Below are 18,310 nucleotides of genomic sequence, written 5' to 3' on the forward strand. Positions count from 1 at the left end.
TCTACCATTCAAATACCCTTTACGTAATGAAGAAACATATGTTCTTAAAGTAGTTTCTCATAATTTTTGCTTTCTTACAATAGTAAATTCCGCTCCCCTGTTGTAGTACAATAAATGCTTACTATGCCCTACATTCTTGTATAACAATGCAATTTTATATGAAAATTCGTATCATTTCGTGTTTATGGTTAATTGTGTTATATAATAAAGATAGACACTAACATGTAGGAGGCTTTCCGATATGCAAGTAAAAACGACTCGACTGGAAGCAGAAGATGCGAAAATTATTTATCAAGAAACAGCTGGACTAGCGATTATTACGATTCATCGACCACAAGCAAAAAATGCATTAACCGCAAACATGTGGGATCAATTAGCCAAAATTGCCCTACAAGTATTAGATAATCCGAAAAATAAAGTACTAATTTTACGAGGCTCTGGCCAAAACTTTACAGCGGGCTCCGATATTAAAGAGTTCAATGCCATTTCTCTTGAACAAGCTGAAGAAGCCTTTGTACATATGGAAAAAACCATTTCTACCATTGAGCGCCTCCCGATTCCAACGATTGGCGTCATCAATGGGCCTGCGATGGGCGCTGGCTTGGAATTAGCCTTAGCCTGCGATATCCGCATTGGCTCTGAAAAAGCCAAGCTCGGCATTCCTGTCGGTAAATTAGGAATCACCTTAAATAACAAATTTGCACAGCGTTTAGTTCAGCTTGTTGGCCCTGCCACAACCAAGGATTTAGTCTTTACAGGTCGAATGTTTAAAGCAGAGGAAGCCTTCAAGCTTGGAATGCTTAACTACCTAGTAGCTGAAAAAGATTTAAATAAATACATGATTCGAATGGGTAAGTTGGTTGCAGGAATGTCGCCTGAATCCTTACTTGCCGTGAAGCAATCTGTTCAAGAATGTCTCGATAGTGCGCCGACCTTATGGCAAGGCTCTTCACCATTTGTAGGCAGTGATTTCGCAGAGGGTTGTCGTGCCTTTGTGGAAAAACGCCAGCCACAGTTCACTCGCCAGCCTAAATAAAAAACAGGTACTCTTAACGCCAACGTGCGAGCGGAGTACCTGTTTTTTACGCTTTTTTCTTTTGCAAAGCCGTTTTTACATGTACATGAATAGCATCTAATTCATAGCCAAAATGTAGATAAAAATCTTGTTGCACAGCTTGTTGTAATTCCACTAAACGCGCTGCTAATGGATAATCGATCGGCAGCTTTACTTGAATAGTGAGGATAGCTTGAACCTGATCCCCTAGCACAAATTGTGCTTGCTCGACCTTTTGTACAAATGCCTGTTGGCTACAGCAGTATGTCAGTAGCTGTACATAAACATGCTTGCTGATTTCTATATATTCCCGCTGAAAATCAGGACGTACAATCGTCGTTTCCCCGATTTTTTCTCGTTTCGAAGAAAAAATCTCCATGCCCTTTTGCACCAATCGTTTAAAGAAATTTTGCTCCACTTGTCTATATGGAATCGGCATAACATGCTTGCCCTGTGTTTGACGGATAAAGCGTGCTTTTTGAATTTCTTTCAATGAACGGACATCTTCTACATTATAATAGTGTTCAATCGGACCCAGCTCTAGCTGCTTGGCAATACTATTCGTCATTTTAGTCGATGTACCTATCAGTAAAATAGAATGTACCTGATGATGAGCTAGCGCCTTTTGGACAGCCTCACGATGAACTGGATCTGTAAAAATGGCACGTCGTACAGCAGTAATTGTATTCTTTTCGAATTTAGCAGAAAGACCTGCCACTCTGACGCCATTCACAATGAGTAATCCATCATCAACAATGGCCTCCACCCCTAATTTATGGGCAAAGGCCAGCGCACTTGTACTTTTGCCTGTGCCGCTTGGTCCACTTAATGAATAAACCTTCAATGCCCTCTTCCCCCTTACAAAATCGTTTTCGCATCTGGTGGTAATGTACATACATGCTTCAAATAGGCTGACATACGAGCATCATCCTCGTGAGGGTACGAGAACTGGAAGTGATGGGCAACCTCCTTTGCGATGCTTCGAAAGAGTGTACATGCCGCAAACAGGGCATTCCACATGTTAGCATAATCAGCGTCGGCATAGGTTTTTACGTACAATGCCCAATAATTAGCTGGCACATAGTTTTTTAAATACTTTCCCATTTTGCCTGTAGATATCTGAAAATGATGATGCTGACCAATCCACCAATTAAGCATTTGATGTAAGGACTGCCTTGTCGTTTCCTCAAACATTTGCTTGGCATATGGGAGCTCATCTCGCCAAATGCCCTTGGCTATATTTTGTAAGCACCACCAAAAATCATTGGTACAGCTGGCAAATTGCCCCACAGTCGGTGGACTAATATGATAGCCACAATCTGAAGATGGAGAGATAGATGGCAAAAGCTGATCCTTATCGAGTAAAGGGACTGTCAGTTTGTCTTGTCCATATTCATCCAGCATAGCTTGTGTCGATAATAAGCGAAGGTCAATGCGATGCCCATCCTTTAATAACATTAAATATGTATAGCTATAAGAAAAGTCTTTGTCCAAGCCAAGCCCCTTATCCAATCGATCAGGCTCCTGCACCATCAGCTGCTCACCAAATACTTGAATCCATTTATCATCTTGTAAGAAAGAGGCTATATCTGTTACGACATACACAACATCAAAATCCTGAAACATATCCCTTGGTACTTTCGGATTTGCTCTTGAGCCATTTAGGTAAACAGCACGAATTCTACTGTCCTGTTGTGCAGTGGCTAGGATTAAATCATACATTTCTTGCTCTGTTCTCATAAGACTCACCCCACCTGAAAAGCTTTATACATAGTATAATACACTTTCCTCTTTGAAGGAATTTATAGTAGCTTCTCCCAATGGTAGAAAATCTTTTTTCGCTAGTCTATGCACACATCCTCTCCATTATATAAATATTTTCTTTTTTCAGAATATCTGTCCCTTTCTGCGCTTCAGTATGATAAAATGTGAACTACTATTCTGTTATACAACTACAAGGAGTGTACTAGTTTTGAAAATCGTACCATCTAAAAAAATGTCATTATTTACACCAGCAATTTTCGGAGATTTGAAAAATTTTGCTCGAGAGCAGCAAGCAAAGGGCATGACCTTAATTGACCTAAGCTTAGGCAGCCCTGATCTTCCTCCACATGCCAAAATACGTGAGCATCTTTCCTATCGTGCAGGTTTAGCCGAATCTTATGGCTATACACTGACTGGCACACAGCGTTTTTATGACGCGGTGAGTCGCTACTATAAGCGTCGTAGTAATGTTGATCTAGATCCCGCGACAGAAATTATTCAAACAATTGGTTCGCAAGAAGGCTTAGTGCATTTACCAATTGCCTTTTGTGATCCAGGAGACATCGTCTTATCCACAAACCCAGCTTATGTAGCGTATGACGCAGGGATTCACTTAGCTGGCGCAACACCTTATTACATGCCTCAAACAGCCGACAACGATTATTTACCTGATTTAGACGCTGTACCAGAAGAAATTGCACAGAAAGCAAAGTTATTGATTTTAAACTTACCAGGAAATCCTGTACCAGCGATGCCGTCATTAGCATACTTTGAAAAAGTCATCGCCTTTGCTAAAAAGTATAATATCATCGTCCTCCATGATGCTGCCTATTCAGAGTTCTATTTTACGGGAGATGGCCCTATTAGCTTCCTAGTTGCACCAGGAGCAAAAGAGGTCGGTATGGAGATTAACTCCCTCTCTAAAAGCTTTAGCCTTGCTGGAACACGTATTGCCTATATCGCAGGAAATGCAGAAATGATCGCTGTTATTAAGCAATTAAAATCAAATTTAGATTTTGGTATTTTCGAGCCTATCCAGGATGCGGCTGTCGTAGCACTGGATAACGCAGAGGAAATTACGGAAAGCTTACGTGCCACTTTCTCAGAGCGCCATAAAACGCTGATGAATGGCTTACAAGCTTTAGGCTGGGAAGCCGCACCCTCTGATGGTGGAATGTTCGTATGGGCTAAATATCCCTATGCTATCGATTGCACAGAATTAGCCTTTCAATTGATTGAACAAGTAGGCGTTGTCACAGTTCCAGGAACCGTATTTGGTACAGCTGGACAAGGCTATTTACGTTTAGCATTAGTTCAACCAAAGGAACTTCTACAAGAAGCCGTGGATCGCTTAGCAAAAGTACAATTATTAGCAAAGCAATAATTAGTCAATGTAAAAGCCCTTCTAACATTTTGTTGGAAGGGTTTTTCTATGATGGTTAAATCCACACATCATTTTCAGCGGTAAGCTCTGATTGCTCCTCACCTGTATTCACGACACCCATTGGCTCTACAAGCAGAATTTTACACTCCGAAGCTGCAAAGGGTTTATGTTCCACATTGCGTGGGACCACAAACATCTCTCCTGCACGCAAGCTTACCTGGCCATCTCGGAATTCGATGATTAATTGCCCCTCAAGGACGATAAATACCTCATCCGTATCCTCATGCTTATGCCAAACAAAATCCCCCTGAACTTTGACGAGTTTGAATTGATAATCATTCATTTCAGCAATGACCTTTGGAGACCAATGCTCTTGAAATTTAGCCAGTTTCTCTTGAAAATTAATCGGTATGTATGCCATTTCCTTTTCCCCCTTGCTTTGACTCTACTACTAGAATAGCATAATGCCGTTTTCTACAGCAAAAACCAGCTACTGCGTTGCTAGCAGTAGCTGGTCGTTTATTAGATATCATATTTTTGATGAACGTCATCTTCGTAGCGATTATAGCGCTGCTTAAAGAGCTTGAATAAATGCGTGACAAGTACCTTAAAGATTGCATAGCCCGGAATCCCTAAAATAACGCCTGGGACACCAAATAACGAGCCTGCCGTTAATAGTACAAAGATAATCGTAATCGGGTGAATACTGAGTGATTTCCCCATAATTTGCGGTGAAATGAACTTTCCTTCGATTAACTGAACGATTGTCCATACAATTGCCAGCTTAATCAGCATCAATGGGGATGTAACAAGAGCGATAATGACTGCTGGTGTGATCGCAATAACGGGTCCTAAATAGGGCACCACACTTGTAATCATGGCAAGGAAGCCGAGCAATAAAGCATACTTCATGCCAATAATTAAGAAGCCAATCGTTACCATTGCCCCAATACACATGGATACTAAAATCTGTCCCTGTATGTACGAACTAATTTGCTTGTCCATGTCATGGAAAATGTCAGTTACCTCTTTACGCATACGTGGTGGGCACACTTTCAGCATAAATTTCGGTAATTTTTCGCCCTCTTTTAGTAAATAAAACAGGATGAATGGCACCGTTACAAGTGATAGCACAATACCTGTTAACGTTGAAAGGAAGCCGGTAATACCAGATGCCACACCCTGTGCTACATTGGTCGCCATATCCTTCACTGTTTTTACCATATCCGTTGTGAAGTTATTCAAAACTTCATCAAAATTAAAACTAATTTTATCTAAGTACTCATTAAAACGTGAATGATTTAGGAATTCTACAATGTTTTGTGTAAATGCCATGAAGTACTCTGGGAATTCCTGTGCTAAATTCGTGAACTGATCGCGTAAAAACGGATAGACTAGCACCACAAGTAACGTAATGACACCAATGACCGCAATATAGAGGATTAAAATACCCCATATTCTTGGAATGCGCCATCGTACTAGAATCGCCAGCAATGGGCGTAATAAATAGTAACCAATGACGGCTAGTACCCCTGGTAAAATGACTACTTCAAATAAAACTTGTAGCGGGGTAAAGATAAAGGAAACTTGATTAAACATAAAAATAACACATGCCACCAGTAATAAAATTACCAGTGTAAATAATAGGTTTCTACCACCTAAAAAACGAATAAACTTGGTTGCTAACAGGCTTGAACGCTCTTTTGGTCTCTCTTTTTCCATATATCCACCCCAATCCAAATGCTCTCCCTTTATATTACAGGATAATGCTGGTTTTTGCGAAACATCACTCTAGTGAAATACCTAAAAAATCACTTAAAAAGGCTTTGTTTTGCTCCACATCGATGACAATAGAATCGCCCGCATGGCTAAAGTTTTGGAATTGATAGCTACCCTCGATAGGGATGGTTGCTTTCTCAATGTTTACCTTGCCCTTTGATAGCAATTTAAGTACTTGCTGCATTTCCTCAGTAGATGAATAATCTGTTGTGATATAGCCCTGTGCCGCACCAACAAATTTTGGTAAATGCAACATATTCGTAGGCGTTAATAACTCTGTTTTTAATGCCTCAATCACTTTTTGCTGACGTGCAACACGCCCAAAATCTCCTTCTGCATCATGACGGAAACGCGCATAACCTAGTAACTCCTGTCCATTTAAACGATGAACGCCTTGCTTTAACTCTACCCCAATATTTTCAGACATGTCCTTTTCAACATCCATTTCCACACCATTTGGCGCTAAAATATCCACTAAGGATTCAAAGTTTTTAAAATCAATTAGTGCATAGTGATGAATCGGTAGGCCAAACATATTTGTCAATGTATCCTTTAATAGCTGAACACCGTCTAGGTAGTAAGCTGTATTAAGCTTATAGGATTGATAGCCTGGAATATCCGCGTAAATATCGCGCATAAAGGATACGAGTTTAATGTCGTTGTTTGCTTTATTCCAGGATAATACCATCATTGTATCAGTCCGTGATTTTTCCTCTCCACGTGTATCGACCCCTAAAATCAAATAGTTTTCGATATCCCCTTTGATGCTATCACCCGTAAAATCCTCCTGTGCAACTTTGGTGTCGTTGGCTAATTCAAGTCCGCTGCGATATTGCATGACAGAATAGCCCACAATCACAATAATACACAATAGTAATAGTGTAAAAAATGCTCTCCCTTTACGTAATCGACGCTTTTTAGGACGTTGGGAGCGTCTCGTATAATCTTGCTCTTCCATAACAACTAACTCCTCTATTTTGATATAGTTAATGTAACGATTGATTAGCTAGAAAGTTTCATTATAAAAAGGATCTATTCCATGTTTTTCTATCTAAACGTTATTTTACACCCATTTGCACAGTTTGGCGTAAAACAATGCTATAATATTTTCACAAAAGAAAGGATGATTCAAATGATAGAAAAAGCGACATTTGCTGGCGGCTGTTTTTGGTGTATGGTCAAGCCATTTGTCGAGTGGGACGGTATACATAAAGTCACTTCAGGCTATATGGGTGGCCACTTAGAAAACCCAACCTATGAAGATGTCAAAAAAGGAACGTCAGGTCATTTAGAAGTAGTCGAAATCGAATTCGACCCTGCTATTTTTAGTTATGAGCAGCTCCTTGATATTTATTGGATGCAAATTGACCCGACAGATGCGTATGGACAGTTCCATGACCGTGGTGAATCCTATACTACAGCAATCTTTACCTATACAGATGAGCAAAAGCAAATCGCAGAGGCATCGAAAGAAAAGCTTGCCAATAGCGGACGCTTTGATAAACCTATTGTAACCAAAATTCGCGATGCTGAACGCTTTTATCCAGCAGAGGATTATCACCAGGATTATTATAAAAAAGAGACAGCACACTATCAGCAAGACCGTGCCATTTCTGGGCGTGATACGTTCATTGCAAAGCATTGGGAAAAATAATATAAAAGAGGTGTCTCCAGCTTGTGGGACACCTCTCTTTTATACAATAGCAACAAATTTATTAAACAGAGGCTTCTAAAAACGATTGTAGTGCGTCAAAGAAGCGTTGACCATACTTCTCAAATTTTACTTCGCCTATACCACTCACCTGTCGTAAATCCTCCAGTACAGTTGGTCTCTTATCACATAATTCACGTAACGTTTTATCAGAAAATACAACAAATGGTGGGACCTTTTCCTCGTCGGCAATCTCTTTGCGTAATACCCGTAAGTGTTCAAATAATGGATCATTATCCACCAGCTTCTTCACTGTAACAGCTTCCTTACGCATGACCTGTCGATTGCCAAGCAGCACTTCCTTGCCTTCAGCAGATACATAAATTGTAGGGAATGTACCGTGCTTCACGGCCAGCAAGCCCTCTGCAATTAAAAATTCGATAAAGTTGGAGACATCCTTTGAGGTATATTGTCCTTTTAAAATGCCATAGGTCGATAAACGGGCAAAGCCAAATTCAGCGATCTTTTGATTTTTAGAGCCAATTAGCACCTGTGCCACCATGGTCTTCCCGAATTTTTGTCCCATACGCACAACACAGGCCAGCACCTTTTGCGCATCCTCTGTCACATCTGTCACTGCTCGCCCGTCAATACAGTTACTACAACGCCCACATGGCTCCTCCTCAACTTCTCCAAAATACGCTAAAATCGCATTCTGTAGGCAGCCCTCAGTATGGCAATAATCGACCATTGTTTGTAGTTTAGCTAGCTCCTGTGTAATACGAGCCTCATCCTGTGACTGTTCGATAAGAAAACGCTGTGTTTGAACGTCCCCTGAAGCATACAATAAAATACAAGCACTTGGCAGACCATCTCGGCCAGCACGGCCCGCTTCCTGGTAATAGCTCTCCATATTACGAGGCATTTGATAATGCAACACAAAGCGCACATTACTTTTATCAATACCCATACCAAAAGCATTCGTTGCCACCATGATACGTGCCTCATCTTTTAAAAACCGCTCCTGCTCAGCCATTCGTAAATTCTCTGATAGACCTGCATGATATTTCGCAACGTCTTCACCAGAGCGACTCAGCACATCATAAATGGCATCCACAGCTTTTCGAGTAGCTGCATAAATGATGCCCACTTCCTGTTTATTTTGTTGAACATAATTTTTTACATAGCGTTCTTTATTTTCACCAATTAACACCGAAAGTGCCAAATTCTCACGTGAAAAGCCTGTCATGACCGTTGCCTGCTCATCAATCGCTAACAATTGACGAATATCATCACAAACCGTTGGCGTTGCAGTAGCTGTCAGCGCTAAAACAGTGGGTTTTTGGGGCCATAGCGTAAAAAGCTTGTGGATCGAACGATAGCTTGGTCTAAAATCATGCCCCCATTGCGATATACAATGAGCCTCGTCAATCGCAAGTAATGGGACAGATAAATACGACAATGCTTGAAGAAACGTAGTACTTTCCAGTCGTTCAGGTGCAATATAGAGGAGCTTTAAATAACCCGCACTAGCAAGCTGCATGGTTTCATCCACTTCCTGTGCCGTCAGCGTACTATTAATATAGGCTGCTGGAATATTTGCTGTACGTAAAGCCTCCACCTGATCTTGCATCAGTGAAATCAGTGGCGAAATCACGATGGTTAACCCCTCAAGCATTAGCGCTGGAATTTGATAGCAAATGGATTTCCCTCCACCTGTTGGCATGACACAAAGACTTGACTGCCCTCGTAATGTTTGTTCAATAATCTGGGCTTGTCCTTGGCGAAAGGTATCATAGCCAAAATGATGCTGTAGCATTTGTCTAGCTTGGTCCATGCAAAATTCACTCCTTGTTTGTGAGACCAAGTAGCTTGTACTCGCCCTGTTCATTTTTTTCTAACTCATACAACATGTTGGAGTAGGCAAGTGCCTCCTGTCCAGCAGCATTCGTCAGGATATATTCCGTTTTAGCCTGTACGATAAGACGCTGCCCTTCTACGCGAATTGCCTGAATATCCGTGTCTGAGAAATGAATTTTGGCTTGCTTGGAAGCATAATAGGCAACCATACTTGCCAAGGTTTCCTGTATAGCCTCTGTCCCGACAATCGGTTTCAAAACACTTGCATCCTGGGTTGTCACTGCCCCCTTTAAATACTTGTGAAACATATCTAAAAATAGCATAATTTCATCGGTATTATACGCAAATATATTTTCTCCATATTGTTCGATTGCTTGCTGTACAGCTTCTTTATCCCCTTGCTCAATATAGGGGTATAAATTTTTCGATTGGGAAAGTCGTACACTGGCTGTCATGCCCTCCTCAATCCATTCATCGATGGATGCTTGGAATTCCTTTATAGGCAATATGTATGGCTGCGATGCTCCTTGCTGTTGTCGATTAACATATAATCCGACAATGGCTCCGTTTTCAGCCTCCATGACAGGGCTTCCTAGAGGTATCGATTGTTCCGCTTTTATATAATAAGCCGCTACTTTATCTTGGTATTTTTGAATTGTATAGGGTAAGCCATTCACATAAACAGCTAGCTGATTTAGCTCACCTTCATATAAATTAGGCACTTGCACATCCGCTTGATAGGTTACTCGTAGCAGGGCCATATTATAGGCTGTTGACATGACATGAATAGTCGCTACTACCAGCTTGTCTTGACCAAATTGAACAAGGGCAGTTGGTTTGGATGCCACTAGTGCGCCATTCGTTAAAATATACAGTTGATCATCCTGCTGCCTGATAATAATGCCTGCTCCAACACCATACTCTCCAATCACTTTGACCTCTGGGACAATTTTTTCCTGTTGCTTCGTCACAGCTCCCTCTGTTTCCACCTCTGCCTTTTTATTTTGAAACCATCCTGTCCCTATTTGACTGTCACAGCCTGCTACCAGAAAAGCTGCCGCTCCTAAAATGAGCACTTTTTTATACATACCTTCACCAAAACTTTCTATTCTACATTCTCTCTTCTCTATCATAATCAAGGACTAGTAATGTTTCAAGTTTACATAATATTATTATTGGAAAATTAATATTAGAAAAATGCAGCAACTTCCCTAAAGTCATTTCTTTCTACCCATTAATATTGATGGAAGACAAAATTTGCTGTGAAGATGGAAGGATATTATACCCTCAAAATAATTTTCACATAAAAAGACATGTGCAACCTGACACATGTCTCTTACAATCATTTTTTTCTTAATAGTCCTGTCGTTACTAGAATGCCGAGCATTAATAATACAAAGATCAGATACGTCCATGTATGGTTGCCCGTTAGGTCATAGCAAACGCCTATTAGAATGGGGATAATGGCACTTACCATAAAGCCACCTGCCAGCACCATAGATGACCAACTAGTGGCCTCCTGATCATTTTTGGCTTCATCAAGAGGCAGCAATAGTCCGATTGGAAATAGCCCGCTTAGCACAATGCCAATTAATAAAACAGCCAGCCATAGGTAAATACCCGCTGTCAGCCAGAGTAGCATAAATCCAATCACGCCGACAAAGCTAAACACTAGTAGCCAAGCCATTCGACTTGGCCATTTTTCCATGAGAATTGGTACCGCCATATTCCCTATCATTTGTACAATAGACATAATTGTTAGCATGGCACTGGATGCCTCTAATGACAGGCCTTTATCCTGCAATAGCGGCGTAAGCCATGACATGATTGAGAAAAAGAGTGATGTTTGTAAACTAAAGTACAGTAAAATTACCCAGGCACGTCTAGATGTCCACGGATTACGGATTTCTTCTGACGTAGTTACTTGTTGGAGCTGCTCGTTGTGTTCGGATGGAATTGCCGCTAACCAGATAACGAGAGCAACTATAGCAAGGATTGACCACATACCAAGGGCGATTGTCCAGCTATTACTGAAACTCTGATAAAAAGTCACGGTTAAGGCTGCACTTAAAGTAGCCCCTACGCCTATACCGAATGAATAGATACCGACTACTGTCGTAAAGCGTTCTGGAAACTTTTTCTTAATATAAGCATTTAGAATAGGACCAATCATTGCAATTGCTAAGCCTGCCGCAAAGCTTGTCACGATAAGCAAGAGATAGCTTGCTTGGAAAAAGCGTAGCCCATTCGCGACGACAAGGATGGCCACTAAAAGGGTGATAGCTGATTTCGTGCCCATTTTTCGCTGAAGCGGGACAGCCAAAGGTGCGAATAATCCCATACAAAAAACGGGGATAGCTGTGAGAAAGCTCATGCTTGTATTCGAGACATGTAAGGATGTCATGAGGACATTAAAAAGCGGTCCTATTCCCGTGACAGCTGGCCTCATATTAAGAGCGACAAAAAATATACTAATCACCACGAAGGTGAGTGATAATGTCCAATGTTTTTTAACCAATTGTTTGATCCCCTCTGTTATTACGCAGCCTTCATTTATGAAAAGCTTGCATGGATTCCTCTATCCTTTTATCATGTTTTCGATGGTTGGTCAATGATTGGACAGTTTACCCTTTACATGGCTAAGGCTTCTTACATATTTTCAGGTGATTCAATACCTAATAAGGCTAATGACTCTTTTAAAACAATAGCAACACTCTGACATAATGCAAGACGGGATGCTTGCTGTTCATCTTCTACTAATATTTTGTACTGTGCATAATATTTATTAAATAAACGTGCCAGTTGTAAGGCATATTTCGCTATTTGGGACGGATCAGCCTGCTCAAAAGCCATAGCTACCGTTTTAGGAAACTGTTCTAGTAATAAAATAATCGGCCAAGCCTGCTCTCCTAAAGATTTGAATAGCATATCTTGAGTCGGAGCTTTCTTTTTATCTAAAATAGAGCAAATACGTGCATATGTATACTGTACATATGGCCCTGTTTCGCCTTCAAAATTCATCATTTGCTCGATTGAAAATTCAATATCGTTGAGACGATGGGATTTTAAATCATTAAAAATTACCGCTCCAACCCCCACTTGCTTTGCGACTTGCTCTTTGTTAGATAGAGAAGGGTTTTTCTTCTCCATATTACGCTGTGCCGTCGTTATAGCTTCTGCTAGTACATCTGCTAATAACACCACTTTGCCTTTACGCGTCGACATTTTTTTGCCATCCTTCAGCATCATGCCAAATGACACATGTTGCAGATTCTTTGCCCAAGGATAGCCCATTTTTTCGATGACCTGAAAAAGTTGTTTAAAGTGGAGGGACTGCTCATTGCCAACAACGTAGAACATCTTTTGGGGCTGGTAGTGCTGTTGGCGATACAGGGCTGCTGCTAAATCACGCGTCGCATAAAGCGTGGCTCCATCCGTTTTCGTTATTAAACATGGAGGCATCTCCTCCATCTCCACAACATACGCACCTTCTGATTCCACGAGGAGCCCTTTTTCTTTTAATTCTGTTACAACGGACGGCATTTTGTCATTGTAAAAGGCTTCACCTATAAAGGCATCAAAATGAATTCCTAATAGCTCATATATTGTTTGAAATTCTATGAATGACACATCTCGGAACCATTGCCATAATGCCTGCGCCTCTTCATTACCGTCCTCCAATGCTTTAAAGGCGGCACGAGCCTGTTCATTGAGCGTTGGGTCTTGCTCGGCCTCTTCATGAAACTTCACATAAATCTTTAATAACTCCTCTATCGGGGAAGCCGAAATAGCTTGTTTATCACCCCAAAGCTGATAAGCAACAATAAGCTTGCCAAATTGTGTACCCCAGTCCCCTAAATGATTGATACGAATGGCTTGATAGCCATTTTTTTCTGCAATATTTGCTAAGGCATTACCGATGACCGTTGAACGTAAATGTCCCATCGAGAAAGGCTTGGCGATATTAGGAGAGGAAAAATCCAAGATGACCGTTCCCATCTTTGTTGGCGTAGTACCATATTGTTGCTTGTCGCGCAGAATCTTGCGTAACACCTGTTGCGTCACCTTTTGTTGATCAAGAAAAATATTGACATAGCCACCAACAGCTTGCACACGCTCGATACTGTCATGATTTAATTGACTTGCTATATGTGCCGCGATACTCTGCGGTGATTTTTTCCACACTTTTGCTAGAGTAAAGCATGGAAAGGCTACGTCCCCTAGCTCCAAGCTTTTGGGTTTTTCTAATAATGACAATATGTCCTCTCCTATTATTTGCTGCTTTAATGTGACTGCTATACTGTCGGCGATTTGTTGATTCATTTTGCTCCTCCTCCTGTTCAAATAAAAAAGCCCTCGCCTCTATAATTAGAGACGAGAGCATGATAATCCCGTGGTACCACTCTAGTTGCCATGTCACATGACCACTTTCCGTTGTTAACGAGGTGACGCCCCGCTATTCTCTACTATTTGTTCGAGAATCTTCTCCAAAGTGCGCTTCATTCATGGTTCCTGCATTAGGCTCCCACCATCCCTAACTCGCTTGCCAGTCATTCCATCAATTACTCTCTTTTTCATCGAATTTTTTATGATTTTGACATATATTACAGGACTTTCTAATTGGCGTCAACCCTTTTTTACGTTGCCGTTTCAGCAAAAAACGCTCCTCACAAGGAGGAACGTTTTTTTTCTACATAATGAATCACATCAGCCATAATCGCATACATCTCTTTTAATTTTAATTTCTTATTATCAGAGACTTTCTTCGCTACTTTCTCCGTGACAATTCCTTTTTCTACTAATGTATCCCAGCTAGTCGCATTGGATTCACCCATGAGGACGTCAGCCAAATATTGAGCTAGCTCATCTCGCTCAATAGCTTCATCGCCTTGATTATAAACTTTATTGATGACAATTTCGAGCTGGTCCTTCATTCCTGCTGCACTTTCTCCACCAGCACGTTGCATGCTCTCTTTTAACATTTTAGCAAACTTTATTTTCGTCGCCTTACTGTCTACTTTTAGGTCATTATCATAGCCGCCCACAACAAGGCCGTAATTAATGAGGGTTTGAATGGCTTCATCATACCATTCTCCTTGATATGGATACTCAATTGAAAATGAATCAACATAGGCACCTTGTTTAGCTAATTGCTTGCGTAATGTAGCGATTAATGATTTATCCTTACTCATGTCTCTAAAGGTTACATCGTGCTTCTGTGCAAGAGCAGCCGCAGTCCCAGCCGCTTCACCTGTCACCATCCCTGTTGGAACAATACGTGCACTACCAGCTGCAAGTGATGAATAACCAGCAGAGCGTCCGACAACCAGTAAGCCATCAATATCCTTCGGTACTAACGACCGGAAAGGAATAGCATATTGCTTTGGTGCAGCGATCACATAGCCATAATCATGAGGCGTTTGCGCTTGCACATCGACTGGATAAGAGGCAATGCCAATGCTATCCCACTGATCACTATTTTTCCACAGGTCTGCCATTGGTAATTGATACTCTGCCCAAATATGTCTCGTTTCTCGGACGTAGAGCTCTTCTGGATAGCTGACAATTTCAGCCTTTTCAAACCCTGGGAAGTTTGTTTGTAAATATTTTAGAATGTGTAACGTTTCTTTCTTCCCAGCGACAATCGCCGCTTGTTTTGAGGATTCATTCAAGCCATCAATACCAAAAATCTGTAAGGCATTGATGAAATATTCATCATCTACACGAGCTAAGTTTAACCCTCGTAATCTTGTACCCTCTTGTAATGGCTTGTATTCATCATGTAGCTTTGTAAAGCCCCACATCACCGTATGATTTAAATTAGCACCGCCAAATACACCGGAATTAGCCGCTTTTTTGACTTCATCCCAATTGACATTTTTTAAATGTAGCATTAAAGTCACAGCCATACGCTTATCCTTTATGCCAATATCTTCTCCGCCCACAAAGAAAGGAACGCCCGACAAGGCAGCAAAATCAGCATCCTGTGTAGCATCTATGAATGATTTCCCCGTCACAACATATGTACCGTACTCATTTTTTAATTCCACAGACGTTAATTGTTGTTGTTTGACATTTGCTTTCACAACCTCGGTTTGCACGGATAACGTTAAGTTGGGCTCTTCATCGATTAGCTTTTTAAAGGCTGCCTTAGCACCTACAATGCCAAAAGCGTCATTCCCTCTAACAAGCTCATGCCATTCCTTAAATATTCCCTCACTAATCGAGTTGTTATGGCCATCACGAGGAATGTCGAGGAAATTCAGCATACCATATGTAAATAATCCACCTAACTCTTGTCGTTTTTCGACCAGCAATGTTTTCGCACCATTTCGAGCAGCAGCCACAGCCGCAGCCACTCCCTCTGGCTCACCACCGATGACAATAACATCATATTCTTCCTCTATATGTTCAATTGGTTCTGGCTTTTTATACTCATCTACTAATTTATCGTATGCCATAGAGTTTGTTATTTCTTTAATAAAATAGTAGCTACCAAACCCAACTAAAACTACTATTACACAAGTGGCTGTCCATAATAAGCCCTTACCCATAATATACCTCCAATTGTTAAAATTTCCATCGATGTGTTTATTTAATCATCATTCCCGCCACAAGGGCTGAATGTCCTAGTTGAACGCAGGCATAGCATATCATTACCACAAACGAATAATTCTTTAGCTTACAGCATTCTTATATGAAATTATCATCAAGATAAATGAATGAAATCATTTATGAGGATTGTGATGTTTTTAGTCTAACTTTAGCAACATCTATCTAGTATAAATGAAAGAGCCACGAATAGCTGGCATTCAAAACGGGGATGGGCTTGTGGGCACCAGTGATGATTTACTTGATATATAAACAGTCAGAATCATTTTAGACGAAACCTTTGTGAATAAGCAACTAAAATCCCCGTGGTAAATGATGTCATTTTTCTATTCTTTTTCAAAAATAGTTAATCACACTACAATATAGACGCCTCACTCTCAAAGAAAGTTACACCAAATTTAAATTTTTTATTGTATCTTTATTCAGTTTATGTTTAACAAAAAATGTGGAAAGAACGCCAAACCTTGATTTAATAATGTTTATAGACTATGGAACATATTTCATGCTATACTAGAGCCATTGTGAAAAAAGGAGGAACTTGCATGATTCAAGTTAGTAATGTAGGTCTTCGCTATGGCGATCGTAAACTATTTGAAGACGTAAATATAAAATTCACACCAGGCAATTGCTACGGTTTAATTGGGGCAAATGGTGCTGGTAAATCAACATTTTTAAAAATCCTTTCTGGTGAAATCGAAGCGCAGGAAGGAAATGTATCGATGGGTAAGGACGAACGTTTATCTGTCCTGAAACAAAACCACTTCGAATATGATGAGCATACAGTGCTCGACACAGTTATTATGGGGAATAAACGCCTATATGACGTGAAAACAGAAAAAGATGCTATCTATGCAAAGGAAGATTTCTCAGATGAGGATGGCATGCGTGCTGCAGAGTTAGAAGGTGAATTTGCAGAGCTAAACGGTTGGGAAGCTGATTCAGAAGCGGCTACACTATTAAACGGTTTAGGTATCTCCGATGATCTTCATTACATGCTAATGGGCGATCTTGAAGGTTCTGACAAAGTTAAAGTATTACTGGCACAGGCACTGTTTGGTCAGCCTGATGTACTATTACTCGATGAGCCTACCAACCACCTTGACTTAAAGGCAATTCAGTGGCTGGAAGAGTTCCTGATTAACTTTGAGAATACAGTTATTGTTGTATCCCATGACCGTCACTTCTTAAATAAAGTATGTACACATATTGCGGATTTGGACTTCTCTAAAATCCAATTATATGTAGGGAACTATGATTTCTGGTATGAATCTTCTCAATTAGCGCAAAAAATGGCACAAGACCAAAATGCGAAAAAAGAAGAGAAAATTAAAGAATTACAAGCGTTTATCGCACGTTTCTCTGCCAATGCTTCTAAATCGAAGCAAGCAACATCTCGTAAAAAAATGCTGGATAAAATTGAGCTTGATGATATTAAGCCATCAAGCCGTAAATATCCATTTATCAACTTCCAAATCGGCCGTGAAATTGGGAACGATGTCCTAACAGTAGACGGTCTAACAGCAAGTCATGAAGGCGAAACGCTATTCAAGGACATGCGCTTCTCGATGAACAAAGAAGATAAAATTGTTTTACTTGGTAGCCCAATGGCGAAAACAGCACTTCTTGATATTTTAATGGAAGAAAAAGAAGCGGATGCTGGCACATTTAAATGGGGTGTAACGACATCTCAAAGCTACTTCGAAAACGATCATGACAAGTACTTCGAAGGTTCTGAAAAAACATTAGTAGAATGGTTACGTCAATATTCTCCAGACGATGAAACAGAAAGCTTCCTACGTGGTTTCCTAGGACGTATGCTGTTCTCTGGTGAAGAAGTGAAGAAATCCCCTGCTGTTCTTTCTGGGGGCGAAAAGGTACGTTGTATGCTATCGAAAATGATGCTTGCGACAGCAAATGTTATTTTATTAGATGAACCTACGAACCACCTTGACCTTGAATCTATTCAAGCATTGAACGAAGGCTTAATTCGTTTCAAAGGCGCAATGATTTTCACATCACATGACCATCAGTTCATCCAAACAATTGCTAACCGTGTCATCGAAATCCGTGAAGACGGCTCTATTTTAGATAAGCAGTTAACATATGATGAATTCCTAGAGTGGAAAGATAGCCAAGGCTTAAGCTAAGCTTTACAAAAATCCTCTACCCATAGTGGGTAGAGGATTATTTTGTCTTTCGTGTTTAT

General features: G+C 40.6%; 14 protein-coding genes and 1 other annotated feature. Of the genes, 4 read left to right on the forward strand and 10 right to left on the reverse strand.

Features of this window, described 5'->3' with window-relative positions:
- Positions 1–241: 241 nt before the first annotated feature.
- A complete protein-coding gene (locus VK91_RS11510; protein WP_048392847.1) occupies positions 242–1,036 on the forward strand; it encodes an enoyl-CoA hydratase/isomerase family protein in 795 nt (264 codons plus the stop codon).
- A gap of 46 nt (positions 1,037–1,082) precedes the next feature.
- Here VK91_RS11510 and VK91_RS11515 read toward each other — a convergent pair whose 3' ends face one another.
- Together VK91_RS11515 and VK91_RS11520 are read right to left on the reverse strand one after the other, a co-directional pair.
- Positions 1,083–1,898 carry an ATP-binding protein gene (locus VK91_RS11515; protein ID WP_048392850.1) on the reverse strand — a complete coding sequence of 272 codons (816 nt, stop codon included), beginning with the start codon at positions 1,896–1,898 and terminating at the stop codon, positions 1,083–1,085.
- 14 nt (positions 1,899–1,912) lie between these two features.
- Positions 1,913–2,794, reverse strand: a complete 882-nt coding sequence (locus VK91_RS11520; RefSeq protein ID WP_048392852.1) for an aminoglycoside 6-adenylyltransferase — start codon at positions 2,792–2,794, stop codon at positions 1,913–1,915.
- Positions 2,795–3,026: 232 nt separating this feature from the next.
- On the opposite strand from VK91_RS11520, the gene VK91_RS11525 reads away from it, so the two are divergent.
- The gene (locus VK91_RS11525) at positions 3,027–4,202 is read left to right on the forward strand and encodes an aminotransferase class I/II-fold pyridoxal phosphate-dependent enzyme (RefSeq protein ID WP_048392854.1); all 1,176 of its coding nucleotides are present in this window, start codon (positions 3,027–3,029) and stop codon (positions 4,200–4,202) included.
- A gap of 55 nt (positions 4,203–4,257) precedes the next feature.
- On the opposite strand, the gene VK91_RS11530 is transcribed toward VK91_RS11525, so the two are convergent.
- The 3 genes from VK91_RS11530 to VK91_RS11540 all read right to left on the reverse strand — a co-directional run bounded on the left by VK91_RS11530 (position 4,258) and on the right by VK91_RS11540 (position 6,939).
- Positions 4,258–4,623 carry a cupin domain-containing protein gene (locus VK91_RS11530; protein WP_048392856.1) on the reverse strand — a complete coding sequence of 122 codons (366 nt, stop codon included), beginning with the start codon at positions 4,621–4,623 and terminating at the stop codon, positions 4,258–4,260.
- Between the two features lie 101 nt (positions 4,624–4,724).
- Entirely contained in the window at positions 4,725–5,924 is a 1,200-nt protein-coding gene (locus tag VK91_RS11535) for an AI-2E family transporter (protein ID WP_048392857.1), read from the reverse strand.
- Between the two features lie 64 nt (positions 5,925–5,988).
- Complete coding sequence (locus tag VK91_RS11540) at positions 5,989–6,939, reverse strand: LCP family protein (protein WP_048392859.1); 951 nt, start codon at positions 6,937–6,939, stop codon at positions 5,989–5,991.
- A gap of 174 nt (positions 6,940–7,113) precedes the next feature.
- Between VK91_RS11540 and msrA the strand changes: the two genes are divergently transcribed.
- Positions 7,114–7,635, forward strand: coding sequence for a peptide-methionine (S)-S-oxide reductase MsrA (msrA, locus tag VK91_RS11545; protein ID WP_082148145.1), 522 nt, complete (start codon positions 7,114–7,116; stop codon positions 7,633–7,635).
- 61 nt (positions 7,636–7,696) lie between these two features.
- Here the strand turns inward: msrA and recQ are convergent, their stop codons facing one another.
- From recQ to VK91_RS11570, 5 genes are all read right to left on the reverse strand, one after another.
- Positions 7,697–9,469: a DNA helicase RecQ gene (recQ, locus tag VK91_RS11550; protein WP_048392861.1), complete on the reverse strand. Its 1,773-nt coding sequence runs from the start codon at positions 9,467–9,469 to the stop codon at positions 7,697–7,699.
- A gap of 7 nt (positions 9,470–9,476) precedes the next feature.
- Complete coding sequence (locus VK91_RS11555; protein WP_197078722.1) at positions 9,477–10,580, reverse strand: hypothetical protein; 1,104 nt, start codon at positions 10,578–10,580, stop codon at positions 9,477–9,479.
- Between the two features lie 254 nt (positions 10,581–10,834).
- On the reverse strand, positions 10,835–12,010 hold the full coding sequence (locus VK91_RS11560; protein ID WP_048392864.1) for a CynX/NimT family MFS transporter: 1,176 nt from the start codon (positions 12,008–12,010) through the stop codon (positions 10,835–10,837).
- 131 nt (positions 12,011–12,141) lie between these two features.
- A complete protein-coding gene (argS, locus tag VK91_RS11565; protein ID WP_048392866.1) occupies positions 12,142–13,815 on the reverse strand; it encodes an arginine--tRNA ligase in 1,674 nt (557 codons plus the stop codon).
- A gap of 44 nt (positions 13,816–13,859) precedes the next feature.
- Positions 13,860–14,079, reverse strand: a binding site (T-box leader).
- 80 nt (positions 14,080–14,159) lie between these two features.
- A complete protein-coding gene (locus tag VK91_RS11570; RefSeq protein WP_048392868.1) occupies positions 14,160–16,046 on the reverse strand; it encodes an FAD-dependent oxidoreductase in 1,887 nt (628 codons plus the stop codon).
- A gap of 600 nt (positions 16,047–16,646) precedes the next feature.
- On the opposite strand from VK91_RS11570, the gene VK91_RS11575 reads away from it, so the two are divergent.
- A complete protein-coding gene (locus VK91_RS11575) occupies positions 16,647–18,251 on the forward strand; it encodes an ABC-F family ATP-binding cassette domain-containing protein (RefSeq protein WP_004230062.1) in 1,605 nt (534 codons plus the stop codon).
- Positions 18,252–18,310 lie beyond the last annotated feature (59 nt).

It is taken from the genome of Lysinibacillus sp. LK3, assembly GCF_001043675.1.
GTDB classification, from domain to species: Bacteria; Bacillota; Bacilli; order Bacillales_A; family Planococcaceae; genus Lysinibacillus; species Lysinibacillus capsici.